The organism is Micromonospora sp. WMMD812 (genome assembly GCF_027497215.1).
GTDB lineage: Bacteria > Actinomycetota > Actinomycetes > Mycobacteriales > Micromonosporaceae > Micromonospora.
In genome coordinates, this window is record NZ_CP114904.1 from 3,856,637 (window position 1) to 3,879,292 (window position 22,656).

Genomic DNA, 22,656 nt, shown 5'->3' on the forward strand with positions numbered 1-22,656 from the left:
ACCGGCGTGGCAGGGTGGGGCCATGCCGCGCTGCGACGACGTGTTGGTCGAGGACCGCCTGCGGGAGCTGAGCGTGCGGCTTCGCGGGCCCGCCCGGTTGAAGTCCGACCTGCTCACCGAGGCCCGGCACGGGCTGCTCGACGCCGTCGAGGCGTACCGCGCGAGCGGGTTGCCGGCGGCGGAGGCCGAGCGGCGCGCGGTGGCCGAGTTCGGCAGCCCGGCGCAGCTGCTGCCGGCCTGGCAGGCCGAGCTCGCGGTGGGGGCGCTGCGCGGGTTGTCGGTGCGGGTGCTCGCGCTCGCCGCGTTCCTGACCGTCGCCGGCGACCTCACCTGGCGGGGGTCCAGCTGGAGCAGCGACGGTCCGCACCCGCCGGCCGGCTACCACCTGCTCTCGCAGTCGGTGAACGGCATCTGGCTCGGCGCGCTCGCGCTGTCCGTCGCCGGGCTGCTGCTGGTCACGCTGGCCGCCCGGTCGGCCCACCCGGCCGGCGCCGTGCTCGCCCGGCTGGTCGGCGCCGCGCTGACCGGTCTGCTCGCGCTCGGCGTGCTGGCCGGCGCCGCGCTCTTCGGCTGGTCGATCGGGCTCTGGGACGCCGCGCTCACCTGGCCACCGATGATCGTCGGCATGGTCGTGGTCGGCGCCGGCTACGCGTGGGTCGGCAGGGCCGCCCGTGCCTGGCTGCTCGCGACCCTGACCCCCGGCAGGCCGGTACCGGCCGGGCGTTGACGGGCCGGCGTCGGGCTCAGGCGGTGGCGGGCGGGGCGCCGGGGTCGAGGAACCGACCGACGGTCGAGCTGAACTCGCGCCACCCGGCCCGCTCCCCGGCCAGCGCCCGGCGCCCGGCGTCGGTGAGCTCGTACGTCCGTCGCTCGCGGCCGCTGACCGTGCTCCACGTGCTGACCACGTGCCCGGCCCGCTCCAGCCGGCGCAGGGCGGGGTAGATGGTGCCGGTCGGCAGGTCGAGGTTGCCGTCGCTGCGGGCCCGCAGCGCCTCGATGATCGCGTAGCCGTGCAGCGCTTCGCCCTCCAGGACCGCGAGGAGCAGGGCGTCGAGGTGACCGTGCAACGCCTGAGCCTTCATACGTAGCAACGCTACTTGTCCACCGACCGGACCGCCAGCGGGGTGCGGGCATCGGCGTTCCGGAGGGGCCCACTAGGGTATGTGCCCAGAGTCACTTGCCGGCCCGACGCCGGCGGGTGGGCAACCCGAAGCACACGGAGGTCAGCGTGGCCCGCCAGTCGCCTCAACGGCCCGACGCCGACGAGCCCGAGCTCGACGACACCGCCGACCCGGTCGAGCCGGAGGACGCCGACACCGACCAGGAGTCGGTGGCCGCCGACCGCTCGCTCTGGGAGGAGGTCGGGATCGACCCGGTGGAGATCGCCCTGCCCTCGGGCACCGGCTTCACCCTGCGGGCGTACCGGCCGGCTCGGGAGCTCACGCCGACCGACGTCACCGAGCGCGACCAGGACGACCCGTTCCTCGCCCGCCGCCAGGTCATCGAGGAGGAGGACGACGAGACCGTCGTGATCCTCGACGAGGACGTGGCCGAGGAGTTCGCCGAGAGCGACGAGGAGAAGGAGCGCCGCCGCGCGGACGCCGACACCGACGAGGAGGAGGCCGCCGAGGAGGCCGACGACGAGGAGGTGCCCGCCTTCCTCAGCCACCGCGGCCGGCTGCTGCTCTTCAAGACCCCGGAGTCGCTGGTCAGTTTCATCCGATCCGGTGCGCCCAACGACCTGTCTCAACTGGACGGTTGGCGGGAACTGTCCGAACGGGTGGAACCGGCCGACATCGCCCCGCTGGACGAGGACACCTACGAGCTCGACCTGGTGGTGGAGAACCTCCGCGGCGGTCACGACACGTGGGATCCCACGCTGCTGATCGAGGCTGGCGAGGTCGCTCGTGACATCTCGTACGCCCTGCGGCTACCCGCCGTGCTCGACATGCTCTCCGCCGGGTCCAGCCTGGACGACCTGGACGAGGCGCTGCGGGCCACCGTCAACGGCGGGATCAGCGGTTTCATGGGCCGACGGCGGCTGAAGAAAATCGGGGCACAAACCGCAAGTCTCGGTTGGCGCACCATTGTCGGCAAGATCTCTGCGGTCGTGGACTGGCGCGACTGACCCGTACCGGGGAGCATCAGTCTCTGGCACAGAGGAAAGACCTGTCCCGGGAGGAGGACGACGCCGTGGCGCTCGTGCGCGTGTACTGCGGTCTGGCCTCGGCGGATCCGGCGGACCGACCGGCCTCGGCCGGCTCGACGCTGACGTCAGCTGTGGTCGACGACGCAGGCCGTCTGCTGCATGTCTGCGAGATCGGCGACGAGCCGGCCGGCTACGCCCGGCTGGTCGCGCTGCTCGTGGAGCGGTCGGGCGGGCCGAGCGGTGCGGCAATCGCCGCCGACAGTGACGACCACACGGTCACGTCACTGCTCAGCGCGGCCGGGCGTCCGCTGGCCATCGCCGACGACGACTCGGTCGACGACTTCGCCGAGCGGTTCGCCGACGACGACTCGCTGGAGGAGATGCAGTCGCCGCCGGCCGAGCGGCGCGCCGTCGGCCTGGCCCGAGCGCTGCAGGCCGGTGCGCTCTCCGCGGTCACCCTGCCCGCCCCCCGGGATCTCGCCGGCTACAAGCAGGTCCTCGCCGCGCACGCCGCGCTCGCCAGCGGCCGGCACTCCGCCGCCGTGGCGCTGCGCGAGGTGCTCCGCGAGCTCTACCCGGCCGCCCTGCGCGCATACCCGGACCCGGCCGAGCCGATCCCGCTGGCCGTGCTCGACGCGCTGCCCGAGCCGGGCATGCTCGCCGGCACCACCGCCCGCGGGCGGGAGGTCGCGGTCGCCGCGGACGCCATCGCCGCGCACCTCACCGCTGACGGCCTCGCCGACGCCGAGGAGATCGACGAGGCGGTCACCGCCCTGCGGGTCGCCATCTCCGAGACCCCCCGCCGCGCCACTGTGAACCGGGCGCTCACGTCCGCCGTCGCCGAGACCGTGCGGCAGGCCGTCGCATCGGTGCGGGCCTGCGACGCGGGCTGCGACGCGCTGGTGGGCGCGCTCAGGGCCCGGGTCACCACACCCGTGCCCGCCGCCGCCCCGGCGCCGGGCCGTCGGGCCGCCGCCCGCCGGGGCGAGCCGGTCGGCGATGTGCCCGGCCTGTCGAGCACCGGCACCGGCCTGCGCGCCGTCCGGCCCACGTCCGCCGCGCCGGCCCCGACCTCCGGTGGCCGCCGCAGCCGGCCAGAGCCCGTCTCCGCCGGCAGCCCGCCGCCCGCCCCGCGACCGCTCGGCCCGCCGCCGGTCGCGCCCGCGCCGGTCACCCCACCGCCGGTCGCGCCCGCGCCGATGACTCCGGCAGCGATGGCCGGCCCGCCGGTGTCCGCTCCGCCCGGGTGGGCCGAGCCGACGCCGACCCGGGTCGACGCGCTCACCAACCGGCCGGTCTCCGCCCCGCCGCCCCCGCCGCCGGGGATCACCCCGATCGCACCGGCGCAGCGCGGCACCGTGCCGCCCGCCGAGGCGGGCGAGCCGTTCCGGCCCACGCTGACCACCGCCGCCATCAACAGCGCCCGCGCCGAGCGCCAGCGCACGGTGATCCCGCCCCGGCCCAAGACCAACGGGGACACTCCCACCGGCGGGTTCAGCGCCACCGACCTGAGCATTCCGGTGCCCGCTCCCCGACCCGACCAGGAATCCGCCGCGCCCGGCTCCCGGGCCAACTGGCCGCTGGTCAACAACCCCGAGGACCCGGGCGACAGCTCAGCGAACAACCCGGTCGCCTACCCCTACGGCGGCGGTCGCGGCATCGACGCACCCACCGACCCGGGTACGGGAGAGGGTCGGGTCACCCCGCCGTGGCTCGCCGACGACCTGCCCCAGGAGCCGCCGATGCTGCGGCTGGTCGAGCCGCCGCCGCTGGCCGACCGGGCGCTGCGCGACAGCGTCACCCCGCCGAGCGACCCACAGTTGGAGACGCCACCGCTGCGGCTGGTGGACCGTCCCGACGCCGGCCGGCTGGTGGACCGTCCCGAGGCCGGCCGCAACGGCAGGTCTGCCCGCTCCGAGCGGCCGGCCGCCGAGCACCGGCCGCCACCCCCGGTCGAGCACCGACCGCCGCCGGTCGCGGACGAGGGCGGCGACGGCGACCTGCTGATCTTCGCTCAGGCGAAGTCCGCGTGGTTCGTCGGGCACAACGACGAGGTGGACCTGGACTGGTCGACCACGGCCGACACCGGATGGCAGGCGGCCGAGCAGGCTGCCCGCCCGGCGGTGGGCGCGGAGACCTCGGCCGGGCTGCCCAAGCGGGTGCCGCAGGCCAACCTGGTTCCGGGTTCACCACTGCGTGAGGAGCGTCCACTGCGGATAGTGCGGGACGCGGCGAGCCTCGCCGAGAACACCACCGGCTACTTCCGCGGCTGGCGCCGTGGACAGGAGATCGGCGGTTTTGCGGTGGGTGGTCGCCCCGGGCGGGAGGCCGCGGGCGGCTGGGACTTCAGCCGCGACCACGGCGAACGGGACGACGACCGGGAGTACGAGTACCGCTCGGCCGGCTACCGGTCCTGACCGGCGACACGCGACAGTCATCTGAGCCCCCTGCCCCGACCCGGTGAACCGGGTGGGGCAGGGGGCTCAGTGTTGTGCGGCTTTCCGGGCGCCGAGGGTCACCGTGGACGGTGGACGAAGGGTCGCGTGATGCCCGGGTGCGGACCATGACCGCGGCAGGCCGTCCTGGACGGGGTCAGCGGCACCCGGGCAGCGACGAACGCCCGGTGGCGGCCGAAGCCGCACCGGGCGTGTCGACGGCGTCGGTCAGGCCGGCGCGACCGCGCGGGAGCGACGCATGGTCAGCACGTACTCGACGAGCGAGATCAGCACGTGCTTGGTCGACTCCCGGTTCCGGGCGTCGCAGGCCACCACCGGCACGTCGCTCGAGATCGCCAGCGCGTCCCGGACGTCCTGCGGGTCGTGGTACTGCATCCCGTCGAAGCAGTTGATGGCCACCAGGTACGGCAGCCGCCGATGCTCGAAGAAGTCGATCGCCGCGAAGCAGTCGGCCAGCCGGCGGGTGTCCACCAGAACGACCGCGCCGATGGCGCCCCGCACCAGCTCGTCCCACATGAACCAGAACCGGGTCTGACCCGGCGTACCGAACAGGTACAGGATCAGGTCACGGTCGATCGTGATACGACCGAAGTCCATGGCCACCGTGGTCGTCGCCTTGCCCGGCACCTGCCGGGTATCGTCGACGCCCACGCCGGCGGAGGTCATGATGGCCTCGGTGGTCAGCGGCGTGATCTCCGAGACCGAGCCGACCAGCGTCGTCTTGCCGACGCCGAATCCACCCGCGATAACGATCTTCGCCGACGTCACGCGCCCGCTCGGGTTCGGCGGGCGGTGCGACATGTCAGAGCCTGCGAAGTCCACTCAGCACCCTCTCCAGCAGTTCAGTGCCCACCGCGTCGTTCGAGTCGTCCAGGATGGTCGGCTCGTGGACCGCGACCAGGCCGTCCGTCGCCATGTCGGCGATGAGCACCCGGGCCACACCTAGCGGGAGCTGCATCCGCGCCGCGATCTCGGCAAGCGACTGCACGCGTCCGTCACACAGCGCGGCGATGTACTGGTGCTCGCGGCCCTGGCCGCCGTTGCCATTGGCAGCGGCCCGGCCGCGCACCGTCGTCTCGACGAGCGCCTCCAGCGCGATGTCGAGTCGGGGGCGGGTACGACCACGGGTCACGGCGTATGGACGGACCAACGCTCCCGTCGGTTCGTCACGATCGGCCATGCCGCTCACCTCCTTCGTACCCGGCACCGGCTCCACGTGGTGGAGCCCATCGTGTCGTCGTTGCTGCCCCGTTGACCGTGGTCAGCAGGGTGTCAACCCAGCATTCCCGCGGCTGCGCGCGGCTGCGGGGTCAACGCGTCGCCCACCCGGTCCACGAGCAGCGCCATCTCGTAGCCGACCTGCCCGACGTCGGAGCTGCGGGCGGCCAGCACCGCGAACGACGAGCCGTCCGAGATGGACATCAGGAACAGGAAGCCATTGTCCATCTCCACGACCGTCTGCAACACCGCGCCTCCCTCGAAGCAGCGGGCCGCGCCCTGGGTCAGGCTGACCAGGCCGGACGCGATCGCTGCCAACTGGTCGGCCCGGTCACGCGGGAGGTCCCGTGACGACGCGAGCAGCAGGCCGTCCGCCGAGACGGCAACCGCGTGCGCGACACCGGGCACCCGGTCGGCGAAGTTGGCGAGCAGCCAACCGAGATCCTGCGTAGTAGTCATCCTTCTTGCTCCTTCTGCCCGCTCCCGGCCACCGGGCCTGAGTCAGACTGCGAGGATTGCTTCCCTCCCGGAGTCGCCTCCGGGCTGGTCGGGTTGCTCTCCGAGGGGTTGGTACGCCCCCGTTGCACGCCCCGATGGTAGGCCGAGAGCAGGCCACGGACGCCCTCCGGCGTACGCCGCTGGACGGACGCGGTGGGCTTCTCCACCGCACCCGGCACGAGCTGCGCCATCGGGGTGCGCTTCGGCAGACCCGTCGAGGTGGTCCCCTGCACCGACACCTCGCTGGCCGCCGAGGCGGCCCGCCACCCGTCGTCGGCAACGGTCTGCCAGCCGTTGGTCTGCTGCTGAGGCCTGCGGGTGGGCAAACTCTCCGCGATCGTGGGGCGGTTGCCCCCGTTCACGGTCGACCCGTTCTCCCGCGGCGTCCCTCCGGTTGTCGGAGTTTCTGCCATCGGTGCGTTACCTGTCGTCCCGGGTGGTGTCTTCTGGACGGCCCGACCGGTGGCGTCGACAGCGGCGAACTGCTGCGTCGGTGCACCGTTGGCCGCCGCCTGCTGCGCGGCGGTCGCCGCTCGCTGTGCGGCGGCTGCCGCCTGCGGTGCGGCGGTCGCCGCCTGCTGCGGGGCGTTGGCCGACTGCGGCGCGGCGTTGGCCGCCTCTTCGGGCCCGGGCCGCCGGGTGCGGAACCAGGCCGACTCGAGCTCCCGGAAGATCGGCAGCTCCATCGTCTCGTCCGCGTACCGCTGCTTCTGGGCCTGCTGCGGCGGCGTCGGCCGGCTCTGCGCCTGCGGCGCGGCCGGGGTCGGCGCGGGGGCCGGCATCGGCGCGGCGGACGGCTGGCCCTCCGCACCGGGCCGCTGCACCCGCGGCAACTCGGTCGTCATGTCCAGGGCCGCGGCGAGGCGCTCGGGCACCGGCGGCGTCGCCGTGTCCCGGTCGGCGCCGGCGACCGGCGGCCAGGCCGGCGGCGCGGCGGCACTCGACGCCGGCCGGGACTGCGCCGGGTTTACCGGCTCCGCGTACGGCTGACCGGCGGGCGGCGCCGAGTACGGCTGACCCGCCGGCGGCGCCGAGTACGGCTGACCCGCCGGCGGCGCCGAGTACGGCGTCCCCGAGTACGGCGTCCCGGAGACGGGCGGCGCCGAGTAGGGCTGCGCCGAGACCGGCGGGCCGGCGTACGGCGAGGCCGAAGTCGGCGGTCCGGCGTACGGCGAGGCCGAAGTCGGCGGTCCGGCGTACGGCGAGGCTGAGGTCGGCGCGCCGTACGGGGAGGCCGACGTCGGCGGGCCAGCGTACGGGGCGGCCGACGTCGGCGCGCCGTACGGCGACGCGGACACGGGCGGGCCGGAGAACGGCTGCGCGGAGATCGGCGAGCCCGAGACCGGGCCGCCCGAGACCGGCGGCGAGTACGGGCCCGCCTCCGGGCTGCTCGGCAGCTGCCGCGGAATCGCCGGCTGCTGGCCGGTGCCCGGGTCGGCGTCGCCGGCCCGCCGCTGCGGCAGCGGGTCGGTCGACTGGCCGTTGGTGCGCGGGGCGAACGGACCAGCGCCGTTGGCTGCCGCGCTGGCGCCGGTCAGGTCCGACCAGGCCGGCATGCCTCGCACGGCACCGGCGGACGCCGGGGTGCCCGCGCCGTTGCGCGACGCCGGGTCGAACGGTCGGCCGCCCAGGGTCACCTGGTTACCGGACTCGCTCTGGCGGGCGCCGAGCGCGGGCAGCGCGCCGAAGGCCGGCGCGGGCCCGGTCGAGGGCGGGGCGCCGGCCCCGGCGGGCAGCGCCGGCGGCTGCTGCACCCGACCGGCGAGCGCCCGGGGCACGAGGACCGACGTGGGGAGCGTGACGTCCGCCACGGTCCCGCGATCGGCGCCGGGACGCAGCTCGACGCGGACGCCGTGCCGGGCGGCAAGGCGGGCCACCACGACCAGGCCCATCATCCGGGAAACGGCCACGTCCACCTGCGGTGGCGTTGCCAGCCGCTCGTTGAGCTCGTGAAGCTGGTCGACGCTGATCCCGATGCCGCGGTCCTCGACGTAGAGGGAGGCGCGGTCGCCGACCCGGCGGGCCTCGACCATCACCTGGGAGTCCGGCGGCGAGAACGCGGTGGCGTTGTCGAACAGCTCGGCGACCAGGTGCACCAAGTCGTTGACCGCGTGCGCGGCGATCTCGATGTCCCGGTCGATGATGCCGAACTCGATGCGGGTGTAGTGCTCGACCTCGGACTGGGCGGCACGCAGCACGTCGATCAGCGCGGCCGGCTCCCGCTGGACGCGGGTGGAGTCGGCGCCGGCGAGCACCAGCAGGTTCTCGTCGTTGCGTCGCATCCGGGTGGCCAGGTGGTCGAGCTGGAACAGCTCGGCCAGGCGGTCCGGGTCCTCTTCGCCGCGCTCCAGCCGGTCGAGGTGCCCGATCAGGCGGTCGACCAGGATCTGCGAGCGGCGGGCCAGGTTGACGAACATTGTCGCGACGGAGGCGCGCAGGGCGGCCTGCTCGGCGGCCGTGCGGACGGCCTCCAGGTGGACCGCGTTGAACGCCTCGGTCACCTGGCCGAACTCGTCCTTGCTGCGCACCGGCAGCGGCTCGGCGATCTGGTTGGCGAGCTGCGCCGGGGAGAGCTGGCCGGTGACCTGCGGGTCACGCAGCCGGGCCACGGCCTGCGGCAGGCCGTACTGCGCCACGGAGAGCGCGCCCTGACGCAGGTCGCGCAGCGAGCGGGCCATCGAGCGGGCGACCAGGTAGGCGAAGAGGATGGCCAGCAGCAGCATGCTGAGCAGCAGGCCGGTCTCCAGGAACACCTGCGTCTGCACGCCGGACCGGAGGTCGTCGGCCTGCCGGACCACGTCGCGGTCGAGCTTCGACTCCACCGTACGGATCAGCTTGGCGTTCGCGACCATCGCCGAGTCCCACTGGTCAGGCCCGAACGGCGCGTTCGCCATGCTGCCGCTGGTGTTGCCGTTCATCCAGCCGATGTAGGTCTCGGCCTCACGGCGGTCGCCGCCGGCGACAGTCTGGTCGTGGAAGCGGGCCTCTTCGTCGTTGGCCACCGCCTTGAAGCTCTGCACAGCCTGGTCCTGGCCGGTGCCGCTGGCGATGTACTCGGTGCGCAGGGCCGGGGTGAGCTGCTTCTGCGCCAGCGCCCGGTGCACGACGACCCGGCGCAGGGAGAGGAACTCCTTCTCCCGGGCCACCGCGGCCGCGGCGCGCATCCGGTCGCTCAGGTCGTTGTCGCCGGCGAGCTGGGTGGACGAGTCGCGGATGGCGAGCAGGTCGCTGATCAGACCCTCGTACGACTGTGTCGCGTCCGTCGGCCGCGGCTTGCCGTTGTAGACCTGGCTGCGGAAGCCGGGCAGGTCGGTCAGGCTGGCGTCGATCTTGTCGAGCAGCGTCTCCATGCTGTCCGGCAGGTCTTCAAGGTCCGCCCGCTGCTGGAGATAGGGGGCCTTCGACTGGTCAACCCGGGAGTTGACCCGCCGGTACGCCTCCTGGTACTGCGCTCTGGTCTGCACCTCCTGCGCGCTGAGCAACAGCACGGCCGTCGTCCGCTCGTCCTGCAGGGTGTCGATCAGATCACCCGCATAGCCGGAGAGGTTGGCCAGGTTGCCGGCCCGGTTGGCATTGTTGAGCGTCTCCAGGTGGCTCACCAGACCGCTGGTGCCCACCACGACCGTGGCAATGGTCGGCACGATCATGATGAGACCGAGCTTGGACCAGATCGGCATGTCCCGGAGCCGGCTGGCCGGCCGGCGCAGCCGCGACAGGAAGGAGCCCGCCGTCATTGGCCGTTTGCTCACGTCACCGCCCTCGCGATTACAGCTTCCGCGCGTTGCCCCGGGCAACGCCCAGCGACCGACCCGGCGGGTCGGACCCCCGAGATTCCATCACGCCGCTCCTCAAAGAGAAAGCCCAGGTTGGTCACCGCCGATGGTGTGATGAGATGTTGATGCGATTTGATAGCAGTCCGTCTGGCCGGAGTCACTAAAAGTAATGAATCATCCGCACCGTGTCGTCCTGCTCGCCGGCCCGTCCGGCTCCGGAAAGTCGTATATAGCGGAGCGAACCGGTCTTCCGGTGCTCTGTCTGGACGACTTCTACAAGGACGGTGATGACCCTACGTTGCCGCGACGAAACGGCCAGGTCGACTGGGAATCACCCCTGTCCTGGGACGCGGAGTCGGCCGTCGAAACCATTGCGCGGCTGGCTCGCGAGGGTCGGGCCGAAGTGCCGGTTTATGCGATGGGCGCGGACCGCCGGGTGTCCACCCGGCCATTTGACATAGCCGGTTCGCCACTTTTTGTGGCCGAAGGGATCTTCGCCGCCGAGATCGTCGCGGAGTGCCGGCGACGAGGGCTGCTCGCCGGGGCGTACGCCCTGCGCCGGCCGCGCGGTGCGACCTTCGTCCGCCGGCTCGCCCGCGACCTGTCCGAGCAGCGCAAGGGGCCGCGGGTGCTGGTCCGGCGCGGGCTCATGCTGCTCCGCGCCGAGCCGACGGTGCTGCGCCGACAGACCGGGCTGGGCGCGGAGGCGGCCCGGGGTCGGGAGGTGCTGCGCCGGGTGGCCGGCCTGCTCGCCGGCCACCCGCACCACACCGATCAGTCGAGCAACAGCTCGGCGTAGGCCGGCTTGATCACCTCGTCGATGATCCGCAGCCGCTCGTCGAACGGGATGAAGGCGCTCTTCATCGCGTTGATCGTGAGCCATCGCAGCTCGGCCCAGCCGTAGCCGAACGCGTCCACCAGGAGCGCCATCTCCCGGGACATGGACGTGCCGCTCATCAGCCGGTTGTCGGTGTTCACCGTCACCCGGAAGCGCAGGTCCCGCAGCAGCCCGATCGGGTGGTCGGCGATCGACGAGGCGGCGCCGGTCTGCACGTTCGACGACGGGCAGAGCTCCAGCGGGATCCGCTTGTCCCGCACGTACGCGGCCAGCCGGCCGAGCACCGGCTCGGGCCCGGTCGTGATGTCGTCCACGATCCGCACCCCGTGGCCGAGCCGGTCCGCGCCACACCACTGGATCGCCTGCCAGATCGACGGGAGCCCGAAGGCCTCGCCGGCGTGAATGGTGAAGTGGAAGTTCTCCCGCTGCAGGTACTCGAAGGCGTCCAAATGCCGGGTCGGCGGGAAGCCCGCCTCCGCGCCGGCGATGTCGAAGCCGACCACGCCCGCGTCCCGGTGCCGGACGGCCAGCTCGGCGATCTCCTGGGAACGCGCGGCGTGCCGCATCGCGGTGAGCAGCGTGCCGACCCGGATCGGAGCGCCGGCCGCGGCGGCCAGGGCACTGCCCTCGGCGAACCCGGCGAGCACCGCCTCGACCACCTCGTCGAGGCTCAGGTCCTGCTCCAGGTGCTGCTCCGGGGCGAACCGCACCTCGGCGTAGACCACCCCGTCGGCGGCCAGGTCGAGCGCGCACTCCGCGGCGACCCGGCGCAGCGCGGGCGCGGTCTGCATCACGGCGACGGTGTGCGCGAACGTCTCCAGGTAACGCTCCAGGGAACCCGAGTCGGCCGCCTCGACGAACCAGCGCCCGAGCGCGTCGGGATCCGTCGTCGGCAGCTCGTGCCCCACCGCCGCGGCGAGCTCGACGATCGTCGCCGGCCGCAGGCCACCGTCCAGGTGATCGTGCAGCAGCGCCTTCGGGACCTTGACGATGTCCTCGTACCGGATAGTCGCGACCATGCTCAGACCCTAGTCAGCGAGCGCCGACACCGCGCCGGGGACGTCACCGGCGCCACCCGTACACCCGCTCCCTGTCATCACCCATCGGATCGTCGACCGCCTCTCCGCCGAGGCCCGGCCACCCCGCGGAGGTGGTGCCAGCACCACCATCAACCGTCGTGTGCGCACCATCGAAGCGCCACCGTGATCCGCCTACCGTCGAGGTGACGGGGTGACGAGGCGGAGGCGGCCATGGAGACCACGGTGGCGAGGGGGCACCGGCGGCCCGGCCCGGCCGACGCCGGTGGGGACGACGAGCCGGCGAGCATCGCGGTCCAGGCGGCACGGGACCTCGGGCACCTGGCGGCCGGGGTGCCGGTCGCGTCCACCGGCCTGCTGCTCGCCGTCGCCACCCTCGCCGCCGCCGCGCTGAGCGTGGTCGGCATCGGCCTGCCGCTGCTCGACCGGGCGCTGGCCCGGTCCCGGGAGGTGCTGGACCGGCAACGCCGCCGGGTGCCGGGCGACCCGGTGCCCTCGCCGTACCGACCCGCGACCGGTCTGCTCCTGGCCCGGTTGCCGGTCCGGCTGGCCGACCCGGCGACCTACCGGGACCTCGTCTTCCAGCTCACCTACCTCCCGCTCACGGTGGCCGGGTTGCTGCTGCCCGCCGCGTGCTGGCTCGTCGCGCTGCCGGGGCTCGCCCAGCCGGCGCTGCACGGGATCCGGCCCGGCCTGGTCGGCGCGTACCTCGGCATCCCGATCGCCACTCCCGGGACGGCCTGGCTGGTCGCCCTCGCCGCGCTGCCACTCGCGGCGAGCGCGTGCGTGCTGCCCCGCGGGCTGGTCCGGCTGGACGACCGGTTGACCCGGGCGCTGCTCGGCCGCGACGCCCGCGCAACGGACGGGCACCCGCTCGAGCCTGGCCGCGCGCGGGCGGGTACGGACCGGCCGGCTCGCGCCGTGGCCTACGGTGGTGCGGATGGGGCGGCGGTACGGACGGTTGTCGTCGAGGGCACGCTGCCACTTCTCGACCCGGGCCCGACCCGCATCGACCGTGCCGACCACCGCGCGACCCGCGGTGCTGACCTGTCTGGACGCCTGACATGGACGCCCGCATCCTCGACCGGCTGCGCTGCCCGGTCTGTGGCGAGCCGCTGACCGAGGCGAGCGCCGGCACGGCTCTCGCGCTGCGCTGCCCGCGCCGGCACAGCTTCGACGTGGCCCGCCAGGGCTACGTCAACCTGCTCGCCGGCCGCGCGCCGCACGTCGGCGACACCGCCGAGATGGTGGCCGCACGGGCCGACTTCCTGGCCGCCGGGCACTACGACCTGATCTCGGACGCGCTGGCCGACGTGGCGGCGACCGTGACGCCGCCGGTCGGCGCACCGCTCGCCGGCGCGGTGGCCGTGGGTGCGCCGCTCGGCGGGGCGTACCCCCTGGTGGTGGACGCCGGAGCCGGGACGGGCCGGCACCTCGCCGCGGTGCTGGCGGCGCTGCCGGACGCCGCCGGTCTGGCGCTGGACGTGTCGAAGCCGGCGCTGCGCCGGGCCGCCCGGGCCCACCCGCGGGCGGCGGCGGCGCTGGCCGACACCTGGCAGCGGCTGCCGCTCGCCGACGGCGCGGCGGACCTGCTGCTGAACGTCTTCGCGCCGCGCAACGGCCCGGAGTTCCACCGGGTGCTGCAGCCGGCCGGCGCGCTGCTCGTGGTCACCCCCGCCGAGGACCACCTCGCCGAGCTGGTCGGCCCGCTCGGGCTGCTCCGGGTCGATCCGGCCAAGGAGGACCGCGTGGCCGGCAGCCTGGGCGCGTACTTCACCCGGGCGGACGTCGCGGTGCACCGGCGCCAGCTGGCGCTCACCGGGCCGGAGGTGGCCACGCTGGTCGGCATGGGTCCGAGCGCCTGGCACACAGACCCGGCCGGGCTGGCGACCCGCATCGCCGCGCTGGCCGAGCCGGTCCGGGTCACGGCGGCGGTCCGGCTCGCCGTCTGGCGGCCCAGCCCGCGCTGAGCGCCGGCCGGCGCGGCCGGGTCCGTGGCTCAGGTCGAGAGGTCGACCTCTTCCCAGCCGGGGGGCTCGTCGTGGTACGGCCCGCGCAGGATCACCGCCCACTCCAGCGCCCACCGCCGCTGGCCGATCGCGTTCGCGTCGACCAGGCCGGGCGGAATGTGGCCGTGCCGCTCCGTCTCCAGGTACGCCCAGTCGAGGCAGTAGTGCAGGTCGAGCAGGGCGGCCGCGTCGGCGGGGTGCTGCGGCGCGGCGAGGATCCGGGACCGCCACTGGCCGAAGGTCTCCCCGCTGGCGATGTGCGGCATCCGCTCCACCAGCCGCTCGTCGACGGGCAGCGTCGGGTCGAGCACCTTGGTCAGGCCGAGCACCCAGGCGAGCGAGAAGAGCGCGTCGTGGTGCAGCACGAAGGAGCGGTGGTCGCCCTTGCTGCCGGTGACGAACTGCCACTCCGGTGGGGTCACCATGTCGACGAGGTGTGAGGTGAGCAGCCAGCTCATCGCGGCCTGCGGCGGCATCCCGAAGCAGCGCGCCAGGATGAGGTGCAGCACGGCGATCCGTGCCTCGATCTCCGTCCTGGGACGCAACTCGATCTGGTCGCCAGGCTCCCAGACCAGCGGGAACTGCGGCGGCGGCAGCGGCAGGCCCAGCCGGGACAGCTCGTCCAGGCTCGCCTCACGCACCTCACGTGGGTCGGGGGCAGGTACGGTCACGGCGATTCCCTTGCTCACGACGGCTCAGCGCCGGTTGTCCCCCCTGGCCAGGGAGGATAGCCGCCCGAGGTGACGGGCACCACGCCGCCCCGCCCGCACCGGATCAGCCGATCCGCTCGATCACCAGCGGAGGGGTGGCCGGGGCGGTCGACGAGACGCTTACCGCGCTCGCGGCCTCGGCCAGCGCCGCCGGCAGCCGGTCGGCCTGCTCGGCACGCAGCTCGTAGAGGGGCTCGCCGGCCCGCACCGGGTCACCCGGTCGCTTGTGCAGCAGCACCCCGGCCGGAACGCTGACCGGGTCCTCCTTGCGGGCCCGACCGGCGCCGAGCCGCCAGGCGGCCACCCCCATCGCGTACGCGTCGATCGACTCCACGAAGCCGTCGACCGGCGCGGTCACCACCTCGACCTCGGCGGCGGTCGGCATCGGCGCGTCCGGGTCGCCGCCCTGGGCGCGGATCATCGCGCGCCAGCTGTCCATCGCCCGGCCGTCGCGGAGCGCCGCCTCCGGGTCGGCGTCCGGAAGGCCGGCCGCGTCGAGCATCTCGCGGGCCAGGGCGAGGGTCAGCTCGACCACGTCGGCGGGGCCGCCGCCGGCCAGCACCTCGACCGACTCGGTGACCTCCACCCCGTTGCCGATGGCCCGGCCGAGCGGGGTGGACATGTCGGTGAGCAGGGCGACCGTCCGCACACCGTGCGCCCCGCCCAGCTCGACCATGGTGCGGGCCAGCTCCCGGGCGTGCTCGACGGACTTCATGAACGCGCCCGAGCCGACCTTCACGTCGAGCACCAGCGCCCCGGTGCCCTCGGCGATCTTCTTGCTCATGATCGAGCTGGCGATCAGCGGGATCGCCTCGACGGTGCCGGTCACGTCGCGCAGCGCGTACAGCTTGCGGTCGGCGGGGGCGAGGCCGGTGCCGGCGGCGCAGATCACCGCGCCGACATCGCGGAGTTGGCCGATGAACTCGTCGTTGCTGAGCGCGGCCCGCCAGCCGGGGATCGACTCGAGCTTGTCCAGCGTGCCCCCGGTGTGCCCGAGACCGCGACCGCTCAGCTGCGGCACGGCGGCGCCGCAGGCGGCCACCAGCGGCGTGAGCGGCAACGTGATCTTGTCACCGACCCCGCCGGTGGAGTGCTTGTCGACCGTCGGCCGGTCGACAGCCGACAGGTCCAGCCGCTCGCCGCTGGCGATCATCGCGGCGGTCCACCGGGCGATCTCCGGACCGGTCATGCCGTTCAGCAGGATCGCCATGGCCAGCGCCGACATCTGCTCGTCGGCGACCGCCCCCCGGGTGTACGCGTCCACCACCCAGTCGATCTGCGCGTCCGACAGCACGCCGCCGTCCCGCTTGGTCCGAATGACGTCAACCGCGGTAAAAGAACTCATCAGAAGATCATTTCCTCGTCGTATGGCAACAGCTGCTCTCGGACCGCGCCCAACACCTGACTCCCGCCGACCGTGACCGACCCGCGGTCCCCGCCCGGAACGGCCGGGGCCGACCGCCCGGCGGAGGGATCAAGCCTGACCGCCCGGAGCCGGGCGCGGTCGGCCCCCGGCCTGAAGCCCAGCCACTCGGAAGCTCAGCCGTCCTCAAGAGCCGGACCAGCGAACCGGGATCTCCATCGGTGGCTCACCCTCGCCGGCCCAGAAGATGGTGCCCGACGCGTCGACCACGACCACCCGGGGCGTCCGGGCCAGTCCCCAGGTGATCGCCTCCGCCGGGTCGTCCCAGCTCGGCCCCTCCTCCAGCACACCGGTCTCGGCGTCCGCGTCGTCCCCGGCGGACCGTTCCCAGTACGCCGTCCAGACCTGCTGGCCGGCGGAGAGGTCCGGATGCACGAAGACGGTGCCGCGCCCCCGCCAGGCGGCCAGCCGCTCCGGCACCACCGGCAGTGGGGTCTCGCCGACCACGGCGTCCAGGTCCTCCACGCCGAACGCGTGCGGCAGCAGCTCGGCCATCCGCAGGGGGCGGCCCTTGGTCTCGATCAGGCACTCCGGGCCGCCGTTCTCCCAGAGCAGCTGACGGCACCGGCCGCAGGGCATCAGCGGCTCACCGGTCGCGTCGACGCAGGAGAGCGCGACCAGCCGGCCACCGCCGGTGGCGTGCAGCGAGGAAACCACGCCGCACTCCGCGCAGAGCACCACGCCATACGCGGCGTTCTCCACGTTGCAGCCGACCACCACCCGGCCGTCGTCGACCAGCGCGGCCGCGCCGACCGGAAACTTCGAGTAGGGGGCGTACGCGTGCCGCATCACCTCGGTGGCGGCGGCCCGCAGGCGGGTCCAGTCGATCTCCATGTGGTGCTCCCCCGGGTCAGCCCTTGATGTACGGCTTGCCGTCCGCGGCCGGTGCCCGGACCCTACCGACCAGGCCGGCCACCGCGAGAATGGTCGCCAGGTAGGGCAGCATGGCCAGGAACTGGCTGGGGATCACACTGTTGATGGCGCCGAGGTACGTGGCGAGCTGGTCGGCGAAGCCGAAGAAGAGCGCGGCGAGCAGCGCACCCGTCGGGTTCCACCGGCCGAAGATCAGCGCGGCCAGCGCGATGAAGCCCTTGCCGCCGATCATGTTCTTGGTGAACGAGTAGAGCGCCAGCGTGTAGGAGGCGCCACCGATGCCCGCGACGACTCCGGCCAGCAGCACGTTGCGGTAGCGCAGCCCGAGCACCCGGACGCCGAGGGTGTCGGCGGCGATCGGGTGCTCACCGACCGAGCGAGTCCGCAGACCCCACCGGGTGCGGAACAGCCCGAGATGGATCACCAGCACCAGGAGCAGGCCGAGGTAGAGGAAAATGTTCCCCCGGAACAGCGCCGGCCCGAGCACCGGGATGTCCTTGAGCAGCGGGATTTCCCAGTTGCTGAACCGCGGCGCGCTGTTGTACTTCTCCGCGTCGGTCTGCATCAGCCGCTCGTAGAGGAAGCCGGTGACGCCCACCGCGAGCAGGTTCAGCACGATCCCCATGACGGTCTGGTCGACCAGGTAGCGGATGGAGAAGACGGCCAGCAGCAGCGAGATGACCGCGCCGCCGATCGCCGCGGCGACCAGGCCGACCCAGACGCTGCCGGAGATGCTGCCGAAGAGTGCGCCGCTGAACGCGCCCATCAGCAGCTGCCCCTCGATGGCCACGTTGACCACACCGGACCGTTCACAGAGGACGCCCGCGAGCGCGCCGAAGATCAGCGGCAGGGCCAGGATGAACGTGCCCCGGATGATGTTGACCAGCGGCATGAAGTTTTGCCCGGTCGGGGCCGCGGAGACCTGCCAGCAGAGGAACGAGAGCACGAAGCCGACCAGCCCGACGCCGAGCACGGTGAGGAACCAGCGCTTCGGCAGCCCGGCGAGCAGCGCCGCGCCGGCGGCGGCCGCGATCGCCCCGAAGAGGATCGCGCCGACCGTGCCGTTGATCTCCAGGGCGGCGCCGGCGGCGTCCTCGCTGAGCGTGAAACGGGCCTGCTGGTCGGTGGCGAGCGCGCCGAACAGCACCGTGGCCAGCAGGCCGAGCGCCAGCAGCACGAGGCCGGCCTTGCGGCTGCGGGTCCAGAAGCCCTCGTCGACCGGGGCGACCGCGACGTCGGGGACAGCCATGGTGGACATGAGTTACCAGCCCTTCGCCAGGCTCGTCTGCAACCGGGCGGCCCGTGCGGCCCGGAGCTGGAAGATCGCCTTCACCAGGGCCGGCGCGGCGATGAAGATGACGATCAGCGCCTGGAGCACGGTGACCAGCTCCAGCGAGATCCCGGAGTACGACTGCATCCGGTTGCCGCCGGCCTGGAGCGCGCCGAAGAGCAGCGCGGCGATCGCGACACCCCACGGCTTCAGGCGGCCGAGCAGCGCGACCAGGATTCCGTCGAAGCCGATCTGCGCCACCACCAGCGGCGTGAGCGCGCTGGCGGTCGAGCCGAGCACCATGTTCGAGCCACCCAGGCCGGCCAGGATCCCGGCGAACACCATGATCAGGACGAACGTCCGGGTGACGCTGATGCCGGCGGTGCGGGCGGCGTCCGGGTTGGCGCCCACGGCCCGCAGCTCGAAGCCGAGGGTGGAGCGGTTGAGCAGCCACGCCACCGCCCAGGTGGCCAGCACGGCGAGCAGGATGCCGGCGTGCACCCGGAGGTTGTCGCCGAGTAGCCGGGGCAGCTGGGCCGAGGAGTCCACGGCCTTGCTGATCGCGTCGGTACGGGTCGGGTCCTGCACGCCGTTCTGCACGATGAGCCAGGTCAGGAAGTACGTGGCGACGTAGTTGAGCATGATCGTGATGATCACCTCGTGGGCGCCGGTACGCGCCTTGAGGATGCCGGGCACGAAGCCCCAGATCGCGCCGCCGAGCGCGCCGGCGAGCACCGCGACGAGCAGGTGCAGGCCGGGCGGGAGCGGCAGCAGGAAGCCGGCGAGGGCGGCCAGGATCACGCCGATGGTGGCCTGTCCCTGGGCGCCGATGTTGAACAGGCCGCCGCGGAAGGCCAGCGCCACCGACAGGCCGGTGAAGACCAGCGGCGCGGTGTAGGTGAGCGTCTCGGAGATCGGCGCGAGCACCGCCTCCCAGCCGTTGTTGCCGTTCAGCCAGCCGGAGAATGTCTCCGGGTCGAAGACCGCGCCCTTGAACAGGTTCGCGTACGCCTCGCTGACCAGGGTCCAGCTGGAGTCGAGGGCGTCGCGCGGGCGGGCGGTGATGTACGAGTAGGTGGACAGGACGTCCGGATCCGAGATGATCATCAGGATCCCGCCGACCACGATCGCGAGCACCAGCGACAGCAGGGTGACCGTGAAGGTGTTCGCCGCCCAGAGGTTGTCCAGGAACAGCCGGCCCAGCGTGGGCTTGGCCTCCGGGGCGCCGCCCTGGGGCCGGGTGGCCGGCTCGGCCTGCGGGGTGGTCGCCGGCTCGGCCCGCTCGGTGTTCCCGAGCGCGTCGTGCGCCGCCTGCGCCTCGGTCGCCGGGTCCTTGTCCGGGGAGCCCGACTGCGGGTTGTCGCTCATGCCTCTTCCTCGCTGCCAGGGCCCTCGGCGTCCGGTGTACCACCCTCCGTCGCCGTCGTACGGCCGGCCTGCTCGGCCGCCGCCTCCGGGCTGATGCCGGCCATCAGCAGGCCGATCTCCTCGCGGGGGGTGTCCGGGCCCACGATGCCGATGATCCGGCCGCGGTACATGACCGCGATCCGGTCGGCCAACCCGATCACCTCGTCCAGTTCGCTGGAGACGACCAGGACGGCGGTGCCGATGTCGCGCTCGTGGATGACCCGGCTGTGGATGAACTCGATCGACCCGACGTCCACGCCGCGGGTCGGCTGGGCGGCGATGAAGAGCTTCAGCGGCCGGGACAGCTCCCGGGCCACGATCACCTTCTGCTGGTTACCGCCGGAGAGGGTGCCCACCGGCGCGTCGGCCGACGAGGTGCGGACGTCGAACTGCGCGATCCGCTCCTTCGCCGAGGCGGCGATGGCGTCCGGCTTGAGCGCGAGTCCCTTGCCGAACGGTGGCCGGTCGTAGATGTCCAGCACCAGGTTCTCGGCGACGCTGAACTCCTTGACCAACCCGTCGACGCTGCGGTCCTCCGGCACGTAGCCGACGCCGGCCCGGAGCACCTTCTTGGTCGACCAACCGTCGATCTGGTCGCCGTCGAGGGTGACCGAACCGGCGAGCACCGGGCGCAGGCCCATGACCGCCTCGATCAGCTCGGTCTGACCGTTGCCCTGCACGCCCGCCACGCCGAGCACCTCGCCGGCGTGCACGGTCAGGTCGACGCCGTCGACCGCGCGGATCTGCCGGTCGTCGTCGACGACCAGCCCGGCGACCTCGAGCACCGGACGGTCGGGCTTGGCGGGAGCCTTCTCCACGGTGAGCCGGACGCTGCGTCCCACCATCAGCGCGGCCAGCTCGTCGCGGCTGGCCTCGGGGGAGGCGGTGCCGACGGTCTTCCCGCGCCGGATGACGGTGATCCGGTCGGCGATGGCCTTGACCTCGCCGAGCTTGTGGGTGATGAAGACGATCGACTTGCCGGCGGCCTTGAGCGACCGCATGACGGCGAGCAGTTCCTCGGTCTCCTGTGGGGTGAGCACCGCGGTCGGCTCGTCCAGGATGAGCAGGTCGACGTCGCGGGTCAGCGCCTTGACGATCTCCACCCGCTGCTGGACACCGACCGGCAGGTCCTCGACCACCGCGTCCGGGTCGACCCGCAGGTTGTACCGCTCGGAGACCTCGGTGACCTCGCGGCGTGCGCGCCGGCGGTCCAGGAATCCGGCGATGCCGCCTCGGACCTGCTCGGCACCGAGCATGATGTTCTCGGCCACCGTGAAGACCGGCACCAGCATGAAGTGCTGGTGCACCATGCCGATCCCGGCGGCGATCGCGTCGGACGGGCCCCGCAGCTTCAGCGCCTTGCCGTCGACCAGGATCTCGCCCTCGTCGGGCTGATAGAGCCCGTAGAGCACGTTCATCAGGGTCGACTTGCCCGCGCCGTTCTCGCCGAGCAGGGCGTGGATCTCTCCAGGCTCCACCGTCAGGTCGATGTGGTCGTTGGCGACCAGTTCACCGAACCGCTTGGTGATGCCGCGCAGTTCGAGTCTCAGCGCAACCTCCTGGAGTGCGAGCGATGGTGCAGCGTAGCTGCCGGTCGTCCCGACCGCAGGCCCGGCCGGTCGCCGTGGCGCGCGATCGGCCGCTCCGGCCCGACGGGGTGCTGCCCCACCGGGCCGGAGCGGCCGGATCGGTCGTACCTGTTGCCCGCCGGCCCCCCGATGATCTCACCGGTGGGGCCGGCCGGTCGTCACTTGGTCGGCTGAGCCTTCGAGGTGACGGTGATGGTGCCGGCGGAGATGTCCGCCTTGATCTTGTCGACCTCGGCCTTCAGCTCGGCCGGAACCTTGCTGTCGAAGTCGTGGTACGGGGCGATCGAGACGCCGTTGTTGGCCAGCGTGCCGACGAAGCCCGGGCTGGACTGCAGCTTCTCGCCACCGGCGGCCTTCAGCACGGCCTCCTTGACGGCGTCCGGGATGTTCTTGACCACGGTGGTCAGGATCGCCGAGCAGTCCGGGGTGCTCTCGCAGCCGTCGACGTCCACCCAGATGGTGTTGTACTTGCCGCCCGAGGCCTTGGCGGCCGCGGTGGTGCCGAGGCCGGAGCCGCCGGCGACCGGCATGATGATGTCCGCGCCCTGGGCGACCAGGGTGTCGGAGACCTTCTTGCCCTCGTCCTGCTTGGCGAAGTCGTTGGTGAAGGAACCCTTCTGGGTCGCCTTGTCCCAGCCCAGCGCCTGGACGTTCTTGCCCTTGGCCTGGTTGTAGTACGCCACGCCGTCGACGAAGCCGTCCATGAAGATGGTCACCGGCGGGATCGGCAGACCGCCGTAGGTGCCGACCTTGCCGCTCTTGCTCATCCCGGCGGCCAGGTAGCCGGCCTGGAACGCGGCCTGGGCGGTGTCGAACTGCATCGGGTAGACGTTGGCGTCACCCGGGTTGGCGTCGACGATCCCGAACTGCTGGTTCGGGTTCGCCTTGGCGATCTTCGAGGTCGCGTTGGCCATGAGGCCGCCGACCGCGAGGATGAAGTCGCACTTCTGGTTGACGTACTGCGTCAGGTTCGGCTCGTAGTCCGCCTCGGCCTTGGACGCGACGTACTTGATGTCGATGTTGCTGTTCGCGGCCTTGGCCTCCTTGAGGCCCTTCCACGCCGAGGTGTTGAACGACTTGTCGTCGATGCCGCCGACGTCGGTCACCATGCAGGCGCTGAACTTCTTGCCACCGTCACCGGCGCCGTTGTTCTCATCCGGCGCCTCGCCACACGCGGCGGCGCTCAGCACGAGCCCACCCGCCGCCACGATCGAGGCGATCCGCATCCCACGCACCGAGCGCAAGACGTCTCCTTCCCATTGCACACCGCGCTTTGTGCGGTGGCAGCCCTTGAGCCGGCCTGCGCTGTGCCGCCGGCGTCCCACGTTACGGACGGGAGCGTACGCCCGCGCCCACCCACCGGCCGACAATCGTGCACGACTGTTGAACGCCTGTTACCCCGACGT

19 protein-coding genes are annotated in these 22,656 nt (G+C 72.9%); 6 read left to right on the plus strand and 13 right to left on the minus strand.

Annotated elements, in window-relative coordinates; genetic code table 11:
* Positions 1 to 22 precede the first annotated feature (22 nt).
* Complete coding sequence (locus O7603_RS17640) at positions 23 to 727, plus strand: permease prefix domain 1-containing protein (protein ID WP_281570907.1); 705 nt, start codon at positions 23 to 25, stop codon at positions 725 to 727.
* 16 nt (positions 728 to 743) lie between these two features.
* On the opposite strand, the gene O7603_RS17645 is transcribed toward O7603_RS17640, so the two are convergent.
* Positions 744 to 1,082 carry a helix-turn-helix transcriptional regulator gene (locus tag O7603_RS17645; protein WP_281570908.1) on the minus strand — a complete coding sequence of 113 codons (339 nt, stop codon included), beginning with the start codon at positions 1,080 to 1,082 and terminating at the stop codon, positions 744 to 746.
* A gap of 116 nt (positions 1,083 to 1,198) precedes the next feature.
* Here O7603_RS17645 and O7603_RS17650 point away from each other — a divergent pair, with 116 nt between their 5' ends.
* Both O7603_RS17650 and O7603_RS17655 read left to right on the plus strand, forming a co-directional pair.
* Complete coding sequence (locus O7603_RS17650) at positions 1,199 to 2,128, plus strand: DNA primase (protein WP_281570909.1); 930 nt, start codon at positions 1,199 to 1,201, stop codon at positions 2,126 to 2,128.
* Positions 2,129 to 2,169: 41 nt separating this feature from the next.
* On the plus strand, positions 2,170 to 4,566 hold the full coding sequence (locus tag O7603_RS17655; protein WP_281576721.1) for a transposase: 2,397 nt from the start codon (positions 2,170 to 2,172) through the stop codon (positions 4,564 to 4,566).
* Between the two features lie 246 nt (positions 4,567 to 4,812).
* Here O7603_RS17655 and O7603_RS17660 read toward each other — a convergent pair whose 3' ends face one another.
* The 4 genes from O7603_RS17660 to O7603_RS17675 all read right to left on the minus strand — a co-directional run bounded on the left by O7603_RS17660 (position 4,813) and on the right by O7603_RS17675 (position 10,070).
* Positions 4,813 to 5,406, minus strand: a complete 594-nt coding sequence (locus O7603_RS17660; RefSeq protein WP_281570910.1) for an ATP/GTP-binding protein — start codon at positions 5,404 to 5,406, stop codon at positions 4,813 to 4,815.
* Position 5,407: 1 nt separating this feature from the next.
* A complete protein-coding gene (locus O7603_RS17665) occupies positions 5,408 to 5,785 on the minus strand; it encodes a DUF742 domain-containing protein (protein ID WP_091592434.1) in 378 nt (125 codons plus the stop codon).
* Positions 5,786 to 5,877: 92 nt separating this feature from the next.
* Positions 5,878 to 6,282 (minus strand): roadblock/LC7 domain-containing protein, encoded by a 405-nt coding sequence (locus O7603_RS17670; protein WP_007455462.1) that lies wholly within the window; start codon positions 6,280 to 6,282, stop codon positions 5,878 to 5,880.
* Positions 6,279 to 10,070, minus strand: coding sequence for a nitrate- and nitrite sensing domain-containing protein (locus O7603_RS17675; RefSeq protein ID WP_281570911.1), 3,792 nt, complete (start codon positions 10,068 to 10,070; stop codon positions 6,279 to 6,281). Before O7603_RS17675 ends, O7603_RS17670 begins: the two co-directional genes overlap by 4 nt.
* A gap of 502 nt (positions 10,071 to 10,572) precedes the next feature.
* Between O7603_RS17675 and O7603_RS17680 the strand changes: the two genes are divergently transcribed.
* Entirely contained in the window at positions 10,573 to 10,893 is a 321-nt protein-coding gene (locus O7603_RS17680; protein ID WP_281570912.1) for a hypothetical protein, read from the plus strand.
* Here the strand turns inward: O7603_RS17680 and O7603_RS17685 are convergent.
* On the minus strand, positions 10,869 to 11,951 hold the full coding sequence (locus O7603_RS17685; RefSeq protein WP_281570913.1) for an adenosine deaminase: 1,083 nt from the start codon (positions 11,949 to 11,951) through the stop codon (positions 10,869 to 10,871). The two genes, O7603_RS17680 and O7603_RS17685, sit on opposite strands and share 25 nt — an antisense overlap.
* A 231-nt stretch (positions 11,952 to 12,182) precedes the next feature.
* Between O7603_RS17685 and O7603_RS17690 the strand changes: the two genes are divergently transcribed.
* Together O7603_RS17690 and O7603_RS17695 are read left to right on the plus strand one after the other, a co-directional pair.
* Positions 12,183 to 13,088, plus strand: coding sequence for a sensor domain-containing protein (locus tag O7603_RS17690; RefSeq protein ID WP_281570914.1), 906 nt, complete (start codon positions 12,183 to 12,185; stop codon positions 13,086 to 13,088).
* Complete coding sequence (locus O7603_RS17695; RefSeq protein WP_281570915.1) at positions 13,034 to 13,939, plus strand: putative RNA methyltransferase; 906 nt, start codon at positions 13,034 to 13,036, stop codon at positions 13,937 to 13,939. The genes O7603_RS17690 and O7603_RS17695 overlap by 55 nt, the downstream gene beginning before the upstream one ends.
* 29 nt (positions 13,940 to 13,968) lie before the next feature.
* Here O7603_RS17695 and O7603_RS17700 read toward each other — a convergent pair whose 3' ends face one another.
* The 7 genes from O7603_RS17700 to O7603_RS17730 all read right to left on the minus strand — a co-directional run bounded on the left by O7603_RS17700 (position 13,969) and on the right by O7603_RS17730 (position 22,476).
* On the minus strand, positions 13,969 to 14,649 hold the full coding sequence (locus O7603_RS17700; protein WP_281570916.1) for a DUF4272 domain-containing protein: 681 nt from the start codon (positions 14,647 to 14,649) through the stop codon (positions 13,969 to 13,971).
* Positions 14,650 to 14,752: 103 nt separating this feature from the next.
* Positions 14,753 to 16,033 (minus strand): thymidine phosphorylase, encoded by a 1,281-nt coding sequence (locus O7603_RS17705; protein ID WP_281570917.1) that lies wholly within the window; start codon positions 16,031 to 16,033, stop codon positions 14,753 to 14,755.
* A gap of 204 nt (positions 16,034 to 16,237) precedes the next feature.
* Complete coding sequence (locus tag O7603_RS17710) at positions 16,238 to 16,945, minus strand: cytidine deaminase (RefSeq protein WP_281570918.1); 708 nt, start codon at positions 16,943 to 16,945, stop codon at positions 16,238 to 16,240.
* A 16-nt stretch (positions 16,946 to 16,961) separates the two neighbouring features.
* Positions 16,962 to 18,242 carry an ABC transporter permease gene (locus tag O7603_RS17715; RefSeq protein ID WP_281570919.1) on the minus strand — a complete coding sequence of 427 codons (1,281 nt, stop codon included), beginning with the start codon at positions 18,240 to 18,242 and terminating at the stop codon, positions 16,962 to 16,964.
* 3 nt (positions 18,243 to 18,245) lie between these two features.
* Positions 18,246 to 19,622, minus strand: a complete 1,377-nt coding sequence (locus O7603_RS17720; RefSeq protein WP_281570920.1) for an ABC transporter permease — start codon at positions 19,620 to 19,622, stop codon at positions 18,246 to 18,248.
* Positions 19,619 to 21,211, minus strand: a complete 1,593-nt coding sequence (locus O7603_RS17725) for an ABC transporter ATP-binding protein (protein ID WP_281576722.1) — start codon at positions 21,209 to 21,211, stop codon at positions 19,619 to 19,621. The genes O7603_RS17720 and O7603_RS17725 overlap by 4 nt, the downstream gene beginning before the upstream one ends.
* A gap of 197 nt (positions 21,212 to 21,408) precedes the next feature.
* Complete coding sequence (locus tag O7603_RS17730) at positions 21,409 to 22,476, minus strand: BMP family ABC transporter substrate-binding protein (protein ID WP_281576723.1); 1,068 nt, start codon at positions 22,474 to 22,476, stop codon at positions 21,409 to 21,411.
* Between the last annotated feature and the right edge of the window lie 180 nt (positions 22,477 to 22,656).

Coding starts and splice junctions, on each gene's coding strand:
- O7603_RS17640 (WP_281570907.1), top strand. CDS start 23: ATGCCGCGCTGCGACGACGTGTTGGTCGAGGACCGCCTGCGGGAGCTG.
- O7603_RS17645 (WP_281570908.1), bottom strand. CDS start 1,082: ATGAAGGCTCAGGCGTTGCACGGTCACCTCGACGCCCTGCTCCTCGCG.
- O7603_RS17660 (WP_281570910.1), bottom strand. CDS start 5,406: ATGTCGCACCGCCCGCCGAACCCGAGCGGGCGCGTGACGTCGGCGAAG.
- O7603_RS17665 (WP_091592434.1), bottom strand. CDS start 5,785: ATGGCCGATCGTGACGAACCGACGGGAGCGTTGGTCCGTCCATACGCC.
- O7603_RS17670 (WP_007455462.1), bottom strand. CDS start 6,282: ATGACTACTACGCAGGATCTCGGTTGGCTGCTCGCCAACTTCGCCGAC.
- O7603_RS17685 (WP_281570913.1), bottom strand. CDS start 11,951: ATGGTCGCGACTATCCGGTACGAGGACATCGTCAAGGTCCCGAAGGCG.
- O7603_RS17690 (WP_281570914.1), top strand. CDS start 12,183: ATGGAGACCACGGTGGCGAGGGGGCACCGGCGGCCCGGCCCGGCCGAC.
- O7603_RS17695 (WP_281570915.1), top strand. CDS start 13,034: ATGGACGCCCGCATCCTCGACCGGCTGCGCTGCCCGGTCTGTGGCGAG.
- O7603_RS17705 (WP_281570917.1), bottom strand. CDS start 16,033: ATGAGTTCTTTTACCGCGGTTGACGTCATTCGGACCAAGCGGGACGGC.
- O7603_RS17710 (WP_281570918.1), bottom strand. CDS start 16,945: ATGGAGATCGACTGGACCCGCCTGCGGGCCGCCGCCACCGAGGTGATG.
- O7603_RS17715 (WP_281570919.1), bottom strand. CDS start 18,242: ATGTCCACCATGGCTGTCCCCGACGTCGCGGTCGCCCCGGTCGACGAG.
- O7603_RS17720 (WP_281570920.1), bottom strand. CDS start 19,622: ATGAGCGACAACCCGCAGTCGGGCTCCCCGGACAAGGACCCGGCGACC.
- O7603_RS17730 (WP_281576723.1), bottom strand. CDS start 22,476: ATGCGGATCGCCTCGATCGTGGCGGCGGGTGGGCTCGTGCTGAGCGCC.